This window comes from Phenylobacterium sp., from assembly GCF_025351295.1.
GTDB lineage: Bacteria > Pseudomonadota > Alphaproteobacteria > Caulobacterales > Caulobacteraceae > Phenylobacterium.
In genome coordinates, this window is the sequence record NZ_JANXWD010000123.1 from 17,198 (window position 1) to 28,958 (window position 11,761).

Sequence of the window (11,761 nt, forward strand, 5' to 3'; positions counted from 1 at the left end):
GTGTCATCCCGGTTTTGGCGAAGCCAAAGACCGGAACCCACCGGCGCACTCGGCGAAGAAACGAAAACGGCGCTGTCCAGCCGAGGACAGCGCCTTGTGTGTTCGTGGGTCCCGGTATTCGCGTGCCGCGAAACCGGGATGACATGCCGTTGGGTGTTTAGAAGAACACGTTGAAGCGGAAAGCCTGCGGCGGCAGGCGTTCGAGTTCGCGGGCCATCGGGGCGAACATCGCGTCGAGGAACTTTTCGATCAGGGCGACCATCTGCGTCACTCCTTGTTGTGCAGTGCAGCGTAGGCCGGACATAGGCGCCGCCCTCGCGGAAATCAAGGATTTCTCACCTCGATGAATAAGTTTGCGCTGCAATGCCGCATCGCCCGTCCCGCGAGGCAGCGTGGGGTGTCCCGCTCATCCCGGCGACGGCCGGGACCCAGATGGAGTGGCGTGGAGGCGGGTTCGTTGAACTCGGCGCCGATCCAGGCCGCGTCGGCGTTCGCGATCTGGGTCCCGGCCTTCGCCGGGATGAGCGGCTCCGGGAGGCTTACGCTTCGCCGTCCTCGTCCAGAGCGCTGTCGTCGGGGCCGGCTTCGTAGATCAGCAGGTCGCCGGGCTGGCAGTCGAGCTCGCGGCAGAGCGCCGCCAGGGTGGAGAACCGCACGGCGCGGGCCTTGCCGGTCTTTAGGATCGAGAGGTTGGCGATGGTGACGCCGACCCGGTCGGCCAGCTCGGTCAGCGACATCCGCCGGTCGAGCAGCACGCGGTCGAGGCTTACGCGGATCGGCATGGGCGGGCCCCTAGATCGTCAGCTCGGCTTCGCGGCGCAGGCGGGCGCCTTCGCGGAACACCTCCGCGAGCACGAAGACCACGAGGACGGAGAACCAGGCGGTGAGCGACAGGCTGGGCTCGACGTGGTTGATCCCCGGCAGCAGCCAGGCGCTGATCATCCAGAAGGCGTAGCGGCCCAGTTCCAGGCCGGCCAGCATCAGCCCGATCAGGCGCAGCCGCGCCACATTGTCGGGATGGAAGGGGTCGCCGGCGGTGAGGGTGGTGAAGATGCGGCGCAGGGCGGCCACAATCACCAGGACGCCCGCCAGATAGAGGCCGGCGGCCAGCAGGCCGCTGGTGATCGAGGGCCCGTTCTTGGTCAGCTCGCCGATGGCGGTGTTGCGGTAGTGGCCGTCGTCGCCGGAGAGCCGGATGTTGGGCAGGAGGTCGGGATTGACGCTCAGCAGCAGCGCCGCGAGCGTGATGAGGGCGAAGACGGCGACGCCGATCCAGAGCGCCGCGAAGACCACGTCGAGGATGATCTTCAGAAAGCTCGAAACCGAGCCCGGACCCAAGGCGCGCATGCCGGTCTGCTCTCCCCGTAAACCGTCTGGATCCGCCGCGGGTTCGGCGCTGAGCCGAAGGCCGGGGCGGATCGGACGAACCTCATGACTCGCGGACGAGCCTAGAGGAAGGCGGCGCGGGCGGCGATGCTCAGCATCGGGGCGGCGGCGAGGACGACGACGAAGATCATGGCGACGCGGTCCAGTTGCTTCATGGTTTGAGAGAACATTTTAGAGCTCCAGTTGGTTATGCTGCGGTGCAGCGGTTGGTGGGTCGGAACCTCGTGTCCCGATGAATGAGTGGATACGCCCACATCGTTTTTCGATCACGTGAATATCGAGTAACGATATTAAACTTTCGCAATGCAACATGCCGGGCCGGCGCTAATGTCCGCCCTCGGTCAACGGGGAATCGAGTCATGGCGTTGAAGCTGGAGCCGGGGACCCGGCTGGTGGTGGCCACCCACAACCCCGGCAAGGCGCGCGAACTGGCCGAGATCCTGGAGGGGCGGTTCGAGCTGGTGGCGGCGGGCGACCTGGGCCTGCCGGAGCCCGACGAGACCGAGACCACCTTCGTCGGCAACGCGTTGCTGAAGGCCCGCGCCGCTGCCGACGCCAGCGGGATGATCACGCTCGCCGACGACTCCGGCCTCTCGGTGACGGCGCTGGACGGGGCGCCGGGCATCTATTCGGCCCGCTGGGCGGGGCCGCAGAAGGACTTCGCCATGGCCATGAAGAAGGTCGAGGACCGGCTGGAGGAAGTGGGCGCCGAGGACTTCAGCGCCTGGTTCACCTCGGCCCTGGCGGTGGCCTGGCCGGGCGGCGGTCCGGCGGTGGTGGTCGAGGGGCGGGTAGACGGCCAGCTCACCTTCCCGCCGCGCGGCGAGCTGGGCTTCGGCTACGACCCGATCTTCCGGCCTGAGGGCCTCGATCAGACCTTCGGCGAGATGGCGCCCCTCACCAAGGACGGCATGAGCCATCGGGCGCGCGCCTTCGTGAAGCTGAAGGCCGCCCTGCTTTGAGACTGATCGCTCTCTCTCCTCCCCCATTGGGGGGGCGGTGGAGGGGGCGCGCCGCCGCCGAGATCTTTCCTGCAGGCCCCCTCCACCCTGCTGCGCATGGTTCCCCTCCCCCTACGGGTGAGGAGGGGGCAGCCTGAATGCCAAGTCCTGGCCCCGTCCCGCTGGGCGTCTATGTCCACTGGCCCTACTGCGCGCGCATCTGCCCCTACTGCGATTTCAACGTCTTCAAGGCCAGGGGTCGCGAGAGCGAGGCCGCTGACCTTGCCCGCGCCATCCTGGCCGACCTGGAGGCCCAGGCCGCGCTCACCGGGCCGCGTGACCTCGTCTCGATCTTCTTCGGCGGCGGCACCCCCTCGCTGATGGACCCGGCCTGGGCGGCGGAGATCGTGTCTGAGGCCCGGCGCCTCTGGACCCCGGCGGCCGACCTGGAGGTCAGCCTGGAGGCCAATCCCACCGACGCGGAGGCCGGCCGCTTCGCCGCTCTGGCCGACGCCGGGGTCAACCGCCTGTCGCTGGGCCTGCAGGCGCTGGACGACGCGGCGCTCAGGTTTCTCGGCCGCAACCATGACGCCGCCGAGGGCCGCCGCGCCGCCGAGGCCGCCGCCCGCGCGTTCCCGCGCCTGTCGCTGGACCTGATCTACGCCCTGCCCGGCCAGACGACCGCCGCCTGGGCCGAGGCGCTGAGCGCAGCCATCGCCCTGGGCGCCGAGCACATCTCGCCCTACCAGCTGACCATCGAGACCGGCACCGCCTTCGACCGCGCGGTGCGCCGCGGCGCCTGGGCCCCGCCGGACGAGGGCCTGGCCGCCGACCTCTACGACACCACCCAGGCGGTGCTGGAGGGCCAGGGGTTCGAAGCCTACGAGGTGTCCAACCACGCCCGCGGCGACGCGGCCCGCTCGCGCCATAACCTGGTCTACTGGCAGGGCGTCGACTACGTCGGCGTCGGCCCCGGCGCCCACGGCCGGATCACCTTGGGCGGCCGCCGCGAGGCCACCGAGGCCGCCGCCAGGCCGGCCGACTACATCCGCACCGTTGCCAAAACCGCGACCGGGTTCGCCAGCCGCGAGATGCTCACCGCCGGACAGGCCGCCGAGGAGCGCCTGCTGAGCGGGCTGCGCATCCGCGACGGCGTCCCGTTCGAGGAGGTGGCGGCGCTGGGCCTGACGCCCGACCACCCCACCGTCCGCCGCTTTACCGCCCTGGGTCTGGTGGAGATCGACCCGCACCGCCTGCGCGCCACCCCCGCCGGCCGCCGCGTCCTCGACCGCCTCACCGCGGAGCTGGCGACGGCTTAGGCAGAGCCCGCGGCAGCGGCGTCGATCTTGTCGTCCAAGCTTCTTGCCGCCCAAGCTTGCCTTTCGGCGGCGGAGCGGCGAACCCTCCCGCCCATGGTTCGCGCTGTCACGCCGCCCACGCTCAGCGACGCGCCTTTGGCGCCGGGGCTCTATGTCGTGGCGACGCCGATCGGGAACCTGCGCGACATCACCCTGCGCGCCCTCGACGTGCTGGGCCAGGCTGACCTGGTGCTGGCCGAGGACACCCGGGTGACCGGCAAGCTGCTGCACGCCTACGGCCTCTCGGCCAAGCTGGAGCGCCACGACGAGCACGCCGCCGAGCGGGTGCGGCCCAAGGTGCTGGCCGCGCTGGTCGCCGGCCAGCGGGTGGCCCTGGTCAGCGACGCTGGCACCCCGCTGATCTCCGACCCCGGCTACCGGCTGGTGCGCGAGGCGGCGGCGGCGGGGCATGCGGTGTTCCCGATCCCCGGCGCCTCGGCCCTGCTGGCGGGCCTGTCGGCGGGCGGCCTGCCCACCGACCGCTTCCTGTTCGTGGGCTTCCCGCCGCCGAAGAGCGCGGCGCGGCGCACCTTCCTGGCCGAGTTCGCCGGGGTGCGGGCGACCCTGGTGTTCTTCGAGGGCGGCTCGCGGCTGGCCGACAGCCTGGCCGACATGGCCGCGGTGCTGGGCGACCGCGAGGCGGTGGTCTGCCGGGAACTGACCAAGCTCTATGAGACGTTCTACCGGGGGCCGCTCGATGTCCTGGCCGCCGACCCCAGGCTGGACGCGCCCAAGGGAGAGATCGTGATCCTGGTGGCGCCCGGCCGCGAGATCGAGGCCACGGCGGCCGACGCCGACGCCGCCCTGGCCGACGCGCTGTCGCGGCTGAAGCCCGCCGCCGCGGCCGCCGAGGTCGCCAAGGCCCTGGGCCTGCCGCGCCGCGACCTCTATCGCCGGGCGCTGGAGCTGAAGCCGTGAACGCCCGCGCCGAACGCGGAAGCCGGGCGCGGCTGTCGGGCCGGCGCAGCGAGGCCTGGGCGGCCGTCTGGCTGATGGCCAGGGGCTATCGCATCCTGGGCTTCCGGCTGAAGACCCCGCAGGCCGAGATCGACCTGCTGGCCAAGCGCGGCGACGTGCTGGCGGTGGTCGAGGTCAAGAGCCGCGCGACGATCGAGGCGGCCCTGGAGGCGGTCAGCTTCGACCAGCGAGATCGCCTGCGCCGGGCTGGCGCCAGCCTTGCCGCGCGGCGTCCGAGCCTCGCCCGCTGCGGCGTCAGGCTGGACTTGCTGGCCCTCGCGCCAGGCCGGCTGCCCCGGCACATACCTGACGCGTGGAAGGGGGGTTGAGGCGCCGTGGATCGTGACCAGGCGGAGACCATCCTCTCCGGCGCCGGGGGGATCGCGGACGGCGAGTTCCCGCTGCTGGAGGCCGCCATCGCCTGCGCCATGCACGAGGACCCGGCCCGCGACCCGGCCCAGGCCCGCGAGGTCGCGGCCATGGGCGTGGACCGCCTGGCCCAGCGCCTGAAGCGCGAGAGCCCGGAGGAGGCGCTGGCGGAAACCCTGGCCGGCGACCTGGGGATGTCCGGCGACCTCTTCACCCCCGACGATCCGCGCAACGCCGACGTCATCGACGTGGCCGAGCGCCGGCGCGGCCTCGCGGTGACCATCGGGGTCTTCTACCTGCACGCCGCGCGCCGCTGCGGGCTGACGGTGCAGGGCGTCGACTTTCCCGGCCACTTCCTGCTGCGCATCGAGACCGAGGAGGGGCCGCTGGCCCTGGACCCGTTCTCCGAGGGCCGGGTGGTGCTGCCGTCTGAACTGACGCGGCGCGCCCTGCATGCCGGGCTGACCCCCAACGTCGCCGACCGGCTGGACCGGCTGATGGCCCCGGTCAGCGATCGCGCCGTGCTGCTGCGGCTGCAGAACATGATCTTCGCCCAGGCGACCGCGGCCGGCGACTTCGCCCGCGCTGAGCGCGCCGCCCTGCGCCGCGCCCTGCTGGACGCCACCGACCACCGCCCCTGGCTGGACGTCGCCGCCGCCCGCGAGGGCCAGGGCGCCCTGGCCGGCGCCCTCGAAGCCCTGCAGCGCGCCACCGCCCTCGACGGCGGCGCCGCCCTGGCCGCGCGCGCCCAGCGGGAGCGGGTGCGATTGCGGCTGAACTAGACCGGCGGTTGCCGCCGCCCGCACACTCGCCCTAACTAGGCCGGTGGAATCGGCTGGAGCGCCTGGCGTCGGACGATGGTCTTCAGCTCGATCGTCTTCATCTTCTACTTCCTGCCCGTGTTCCTCATCGGCTACGCCCTGGCCGGCTGGCGGACGGGGGCGCTGCTGGCCGGCAGCGTGGCCTTCTACGTCTGGGGCGAGGGCCCCTACATCTTCCTGCTGGCCGGGCTGATCCTCGCCAACTACGCCGGGTCGCGGGGGATCGCCCGGGCGGAGACCCGGCGGCTGCGGGGCGGACTGCTGGGCGGGCTTATCGTCCTGGACCTGGGGGTGCTGGGCTTCTTCAAGTACGCCGGGTTCCTCGCCCACAATCTCAACGGCCTGCTGCCGGGCCGGCCCCTGCCCGAGTTCCATCTGCCGCTGCCGCTGGGGATCTCGTTCTTCACCTTCCAGCTGATCAGCTATGGGGTCGACGTCTATGGGCGGCGCGTCGAGGTCGAGCGCGACCTGACCCGGTTCGCCGCCTACATCCTGATGTTCCCGCACCTGATCGCCGGGCCGATCGTGCGCTTCGCCCATATCCGCGAAGAACTGCATGCCGACCGTCGCCACACCCAGCGCCTGGGCCTGGGGTTGCAGTACTTCATCGTCGGCCTGTCGCAGAAGGTGCTGATCGCCAACACCGTGGCGCCGCTGGCCAACCACGCCTTCGGCCTGCCGCCCTCGGAGCTGGACCCGGCCACCGCCTGGCTGGGGGCCGTCAGCTATGGGCTGCAGATCTATTTCGACTTCGGCGGCTATTCGAACATGGCCATCGGCCTGGCCTTCATGCTGGGCTTCACCTTCCCGAAGAACTTCGACCATCCCTATGCGTCGCGCTCGATCACCGAGTTCTGGCGGCGCTGGCACATGAGCCTGTCATCGTGGTTCCGCGACTACGTCTACATCCCGCTGGGCGGCAATCGGCAGGGCGCGGCGAAGACCGTGCGCAACCTGCTGGTGGTCTTCCTGCTGACCGGCGTCTGGCACGGGGCGGCCTGGACCTTTGTGATCTGGGGCCTCTACCACGGGGCCTTCCTGCTCATTGAGCGCGTCGGTCTGGGCCGGCTGCTGGCGCGGTCGCCGCGAGCGGTGGGCCACGCCTATGCGCTGCTGGTGGTGCTGGCCGGCTGGGTGCTGTTCCGGGCCGACAGCCTGCCGCGGGCCCTGGGCTACCTGGCCGCCATGGCGCGGCTGGACCAGCTGGCGCCGCTGCCGGTCGCCACCCGGATCCTGCTGGACAACCAGGTGCTGGCGGCGCTGGCGGCCGGCGTCGTCTTCGCGGTCCCGACCCTGCCCTGGCTGCTGGATCGCCTGCGCGCGCCCCGGCTGGCGGCGGCCCATACCCTGGAGGCGCGGCTGGATACCCAGGGCGTCCATGTGCTCCCGACGCCGGTGCTGATCGCCGGCCTGCTGCTCAGCGTGGTGATCCTTGCCGGCTCCACGCTCAACCCCTTCCTCTATTTCCGGTTCTGATGGCCGACTCCGCGAACCCCTACGACCCCACCGGCCACTGGCGGCGGCTGATCGGATCCGCCGCCGTGGTGCTGGTCGCCGCCTTCGTCGCGCCGCGCTTCGTGCCCGCCCCCGACCTGGAGGAGAACCGCGTCCTGGCCGGGGCCCCGGCCCCGCCCAAAGGCCTCGGCGATCTGACCGCCTACCGCCATGCCGTCGACGCCTATGTGGCCGACCGCTTCCCGCCGCGCGCCCAGCTGATCGGGGCGCTTAACAGACTGCGGTTGCTGTTCGGGGTCAGCGGCTCGCCGCGGGTGGTGGTGGGCCGGGACGGCTGGCTGTTCGACGACGACGGCCGCCACATGGCCGCCTTGACCGGCGACCCGCCGCTCAGCGACGCCGACGCCACCGCCTGGCTGGCCGGCCTGGCCGGGCGGACCGAGGCGCTGGCCGCCCACGGCAGGGCCTATCTGGTCATCAGTCCGCCCATGAAGGCCGCGGTCTATCCGGCCCAGGCCCCCGGCTGGCTGCACCTCGACATCAACCGCCCGGCGGTGACCCTGAGCCGCCTCGCCAAGGCTTCCGGCGCCGGCCGCGTGCTCTACCTGGACAGCGCCCTGGCCGGCCATACCCGGTATGGCCTGATGACCTACACCCCCTACGACACCCATTGGACGGGACTGGGCGCCTACCTCGGATACGCCGCGCTCATGCGCGAGCTGCACGCGCAGGGCCTGGCCGAGGCCCCCCGCGCGCTGGAGGACTTCCAGGAGGTCCGCGCCGGCGAGGCCAACAAGCCGCGCAACCTGGCCCTGATGCTTGGCGTCGCCAGCTTCGTCCATGTCGACTATCCGGAGCTGGCCGACCCCGCCGACGACGACAACCTGCAGATCCGCTACCTGACCGCCAACCACGAGTGGACCGGCGCGCGGACCATCGACACCGCCGAGCCCGGCAAGCCGGTGCTGCTGATCACCGTCGACAGCTTCTCCAACGCGCTGCTGCCCTTCCTCTACAGCCACTTCAGCCGGATCGTCGTCGCCCACATCCAGGACGGCGCCTGGCGGCCCGACCTGATCGCCCGCTTCAACCCCGACATCGTGATCACCGAGGTGACGGAGTCCGGCCTGGGGTCGGTGATGGCCGCCTCGCCGGCCGCCTCGCCGGAGGCCCTGGCCCGTATCCGCGCCACCGTCGCGCGGCGCGCCCGCTATGAGCTGGAGGTCCGCACGGCGTCGAAGACGACCCCCTACCACCACATCGACGGCACCGACGGGCCTGACCACCTGCGCGGCGGCCCGGGCCGCGACGACATCAAGGGCAAGCCCGGCGACGACACCATCGAGGGCCTGGGCGGCGACGACGTGCTGCGCGGCGGCCGGGGCAACGACCTGGTGGACGGCGGCGACGGCGACGACTGGGTCTCCGGCGACCGGGGCGACGACACCCTGCGCGGCGGCCGCGGCGCGGACGTCTTCCACAGCTTCATCGACGCCGGGACCGACACGGTGCTCGACTTCTCCATCGACGAGGGCGACCGCGTCCAGCTGGACCCGGGCACGGCCTACACGGCGCTCCAGGAGGGCTCGGACACCGTCGTCGAGATGCAGGGCGCCAGGCTGATCCTGAAAGGGATCAGGATGACCGACCTGCCGCCCGGGTGGATCCGCATCAAGCGGCCGCCGCTGGCGTCCGGCCCCTAGAGGCCCTATCTGGCAGGGCTTGCACCCCGGGGGTTCCGCATGTCTTTGAAGGTCGCCGTCCAGATGGACCCCATCGAGGGGATCGGCATCGAGGGCGACACCACCTTCCTGATGATGGAGACCGCCCAGGCGCGCGGCCATGCGCTGTTTGTCTACACCACCGCCACATTGGCGATGGAGGATGGCCGGGTGTTCGCCCGCGGCCGCGACGTCACCGTCCAGCGGGTGAAGGGCGACCATGCGGCGCTGGGACCCTGGCGGCGCGCCGAGCTGACCGAGTTCGACGTGATCCTGCTGCGCCAGGACCCGCCGTTCGACATGCACTATATCGACACCACCTTCTTCCTCGAGGTGGTCCACCCGAAGACCCTGGTGGTGAACGACCCGGTGGAGGTGCGCAACGCCCCGGAGAAGCTGTTCGTCACCAAGTTCCCCGGCCTGCAGCCGCCGACCCTGATCACCTGGGAGAAGGCCGCGATCCTGGATTTCCGTGCGCGGCACGGCGACATCGTCATGAAGCCGCTGAACGGCCGGGGCGGCTCCGGCGTCACCCGCCACCTGGCCGACGACCCCAATCTCGACACCCTGCTGGAACTGCACGCCGAGCTCGGCCGCGAGCCGGTGATCGTGCAGAAGTTCCTGCCGTCGGTGGTCAAGGGCGACAAACGCATCCTGCTCATTGATGGCGATCCGGTGGGCGCGATCAACCGGGTGCCCGCCAAGGGCCAGATCCGCTCCAACCTGGCGGTCGGCGGCGAGGCCCAGCCGGTGGAGCTCTCGGCCCGCGACCGTGAGATCTGCGCCGCCATCGGGCCGGAGCTGAAGGCCCGCGGCCTGATCTTCGTCGGCATCGACGTGATCGGCGATTACCTGACCGAGATCAACGTGACATCGCCGACCGGGGCCGTGGCCTTGAAGCGTTTCACCGGAATCGATGCCACCGACGTGATGTGGCAGCGCATTGAAGCGCTGCGCGCCCAGCCGTAGGTTGTTGTGCAAGAGACGTCCGGAAGTCACGGAATCGTCTCAGTTTCCCCAAAAGTTCTTTATTTGTTCTTGCTCTGAGCCGGCCACTGTGATGCTCTTGTGGATAACTGTGTTCCGGACACAAGGGCTGGGGGTCGAGGAATGGCGGCGCGGGTTGTAACCCTGGCGTTCAGCGGCGTGAACGCCGTGCGCGTCGACGTCGAGGTGCAGTTCACCCGCGGCGACGTGGCCTTCATCCTGGTGGGCCTGGGCGACAAGGCCGTGGGCGAGAGCCGCGAGCGGGTACGCGGCGCCTTCATGGGCATGGGCCTGGCGCTGCCGGCCAAGCGGATCATCGCCAACCTCGCCCCGGCCGACCTGCCCAAGGTGGGCAGCCACTACGACTTGCCGATCGCGCTCGCGGTGATGGCCGCCATGGGCATCGTGCCGCCTGACGCCCTGGAAGGCTGGGCCGCCATAGGCGAGCTCTCGCTGGATGGCCGGATCGTGCCGGTGGCCGGCGCCCTGCCCGCGGCGGTGGCGGCCGGCGGCCTGGGGCTGGGCCTGATCTGCCCGGAGGCCTGCGGGCCGGAGGCGGCCTGGGCGGGCGAGACCCGGATCCTGGCCGCCCCGTCGCTGATCGCCCTGGTCAACCACTTCCGCGGGACCCAGGTGCTGTCGCCGCCCAAGCCTGGACCGATGCTGGACGGCGAGCGCGTGCCCGACCTGCGCGACGTCAAGGGCCAGGAGAACGCCAAGCGGGCGCTGGAGATCGCCGCGGCCGGCGGCCACAACCTCAGTTTCATCGGCCCGCCCGGCTCCGGCAAGTCGATGATGGCGGCCCGCCTGCCCGGCATCCTGCCGCCGCTGACGCCCGAGGAGCTGCTCGCCACCTCGATGATCCACTCGGTGGCCGGCCTGATCGCCAAGGGCCAGCTGACCCGCGCCCGGCCGTTCCGCGCGCCCCACCATTCCGCCAGCATGGCGGCGCTGACCGGCGGCGGGCTCAAGGCCAAGCCCGGCGAGGTCAGCCTTGCGCACAACGGTGTCCTGTTCCTGGACGAACTCCCCGAGTTCGGAACCCAGGCCCTCGATTCACTCCGGCAACCCCTCGAAACCGGCGAGGTGGTGGTGGCCCGGGCGAACGCCCACATCCGCTACCCGGCGCGGTTCCAGCTGGTGGCGGCGATGAACCCCTGTGCGTGCGTGGGGTTTTGGCCGGTAGTTCGCGAAGGCGAATATAGCAGGGCTATTTCGACTTCGCCGTCACCGACCGTGACGCGGTCGGTGATGGTTTCAACGATCTGTCTTCGTTCATTGAAGGGAAGGCTCTCCCACCGTCCGGCAAGATCGCGCGCATCTGAGAGCGCCGTTTCGCGTGAGTGGATGCCGATGCGCAGCACATCGAGATCGGCCTGGAGGCGTGGCAGCTCGTCGCCGAGCTGTGCGCGGCGCTCGGAAAGCGGGCGGTGCAGCCGGCCGAAGTCCTCCTTGGACAGGCTGTCGGCGAGATACAGCTGATAGAGCTTGTCGCTCTCGGCATCGACTTTCCGCAGTTCGGCCTCGGTGCTTTCGATCAGGGCGCCGCGCTCGCCGGCCGCGACGTCAGCGGCTTCGGTGTGTGCGGCGATCTCATCGGGCGAAAGCAGGAATTGCGAGAGCTGCGCACGGAACACTTCTTCGAGATCGTCGATAGGGATCTTGTTGCGGCAGGCCTGGCAGATGTACTTGGGGGACTTGCTCCACACGTACATCTTGCTCCCACAGGCGCAGAAGGCCTTTCCGGCGAAGAGATAGACCGCGCC

The 11,761-nt window shown here is 70.7% G+C and carries 11 protein-coding genes and 1 pseudogene; 10 read left to right on the top strand and 2 right to left on the bottom strand.

The features are described 5' to 3' along the window. Positions 1–539: 539 nt before the first annotated feature. A complete protein-coding gene (locus Q0R13_RS17255) occupies positions 540–782 on the bottom strand; it encodes a helix-turn-helix transcriptional regulator (protein ID WP_293906217.1) in 243 nt (80 codons plus the stop codon). Positions 783–792: 10 nt separating this feature from the next. Continuing rightward, positions 793–1,347, bottom strand: a complete 555-nt coding sequence (locus tag Q0R13_RS17260; protein ID WP_293906220.1) for a DUF2975 domain-containing protein — start codon at positions 1,345–1,347, stop codon at positions 793–795. A 398-nt stretch (positions 1,348–1,745) separates the two neighbouring features. Between Q0R13_RS17260 and rdgB the strand changes: the two genes are divergently transcribed. The 10 genes and pseudogenes from rdgB to Q0R13_RS17310 all read left to right on the top strand — a co-directional run. Next, positions 1,746–2,348, top strand: a complete 603-nt coding sequence (rdgB, locus tag Q0R13_RS17265; RefSeq protein WP_293906222.1) for an RdgB/HAM1 family non-canonical purine NTP pyrophosphatase — start codon at positions 1,746–1,748, stop codon at positions 2,346–2,348. 137 nt (positions 2,349–2,485) lie between these two features. Further along, complete coding sequence (gene hemW / locus Q0R13_RS17270; protein ID WP_293906224.1) at positions 2,486–3,646, top strand: radical SAM family heme chaperone HemW; 1,161 nt, start codon at positions 2,486–2,488, stop codon at positions 3,644–3,646. A gap of 93 nt (positions 3,647–3,739) precedes the next feature. Then, positions 3,740–4,603: a 16S rRNA (cytidine(1402)-2'-O)-methyltransferase gene (gene rsmI, locus Q0R13_RS17275; protein ID WP_293906226.1), complete on the top strand. Its 864-nt coding sequence runs from the start codon at positions 3,740–3,742 to the stop codon at positions 4,601–4,603. Further along, positions 4,600–4,971 (top strand): YraN family protein, encoded by a 372-nt coding sequence (locus Q0R13_RS17280; protein WP_293906228.1) that lies wholly within the window; start codon positions 4,600–4,602, stop codon positions 4,969–4,971. Before rsmI ends, Q0R13_RS17280 begins: the two co-directional genes overlap by 4 nt. A gap of 6 nt (positions 4,972–4,977) precedes the next feature. Beyond that, complete coding sequence (locus tag Q0R13_RS17285; RefSeq protein ID WP_293906230.1) at positions 4,978–5,793, top strand: transglutaminase family protein; 816 nt, start codon at positions 4,978–4,980, stop codon at positions 5,791–5,793. Between the two features lie 75 nt (positions 5,794–5,868). Next, on the top strand, positions 5,869–7,308 hold the full coding sequence (locus Q0R13_RS17290) for an MBOAT family O-acyltransferase (RefSeq protein ID WP_293906232.1): 1,440 nt from the start codon (positions 5,869–5,871) through the stop codon (positions 7,306–7,308). Beyond that, on the top strand, positions 7,308–8,990 hold the full coding sequence (locus Q0R13_RS17295) for a hypothetical protein (protein WP_293906234.1): 1,683 nt from the start codon (positions 7,308–7,310) through the stop codon (positions 8,988–8,990). Before Q0R13_RS17290 ends, Q0R13_RS17295 begins: the two co-directional genes overlap by 1 nt. A 39-nt stretch (positions 8,991–9,029) precedes the next feature. Further along, complete coding sequence (gene gshB / locus Q0R13_RS17300) at positions 9,030–9,977, top strand: glutathione synthase (RefSeq protein WP_293906236.1); 948 nt, start codon at positions 9,030–9,032, stop codon at positions 9,975–9,977. Positions 9,978–10,118: 141 nt separating this feature from the next. Continuing rightward, positions 10,119–11,156 (top strand): annotated as a pseudogene (locus Q0R13_RS17305) (YifB family Mg chelatase-like AAA ATPase); the annotation flags it as partial. 269 nt (positions 11,157–11,425) lie between these two features. Continuing rightward, the coding region (locus Q0R13_RS17310; RefSeq protein ID WP_293906238.1) for a hypothetical protein at positions 11,426–11,761 on the top strand (336 nt) is incomplete at its 3' end.

Coding starts and splice junctions, on each gene's coding strand:
- Q0R13_RS17255 (WP_293906217.1), bottom strand. CDS start 782: ATGCCGATCCGCGTAAGCCTCGACCGCGTGCTGCTCGACCGGCGGATG.
- Q0R13_RS17260 (WP_293906220.1), bottom strand. CDS start 1,347: ATGCGCGCCTTGGGTCCGGGCTCGGTTTCGAGCTTTCTGAAGATCATC.
- rdgB (WP_293906222.1), top strand. CDS start 1,746: ATGGCGTTGAAGCTGGAGCCGGGGACCCGGCTGGTGGTGGCCACCCAC.
- hemW (WP_293906224.1), top strand. CDS start 2,486: ATGCCAAGTCCTGGCCCCGTCCCGCTGGGCGTCTATGTCCACTGGCCC.
- rsmI (WP_293906226.1), top strand. CDS start 3,740: ATGGTTCGCGCTGTCACGCCGCCCACGCTCAGCGACGCGCCTTTGGCG.
- Q0R13_RS17290 (WP_293906232.1), top strand. CDS start 5,869: ATGGTCTTCAGCTCGATCGTCTTCATCTTCTACTTCCTGCCCGTGTTC.
- Q0R13_RS17295 (WP_293906234.1), top strand. CDS start 7,308: ATGGCCGACTCCGCGAACCCCTACGACCCCACCGGCCACTGGCGGCGG.
- gshB (WP_293906236.1), top strand. CDS start 9,030: ATGTCTTTGAAGGTCGCCGTCCAGATGGACCCCATCGAGGGGATCGGC.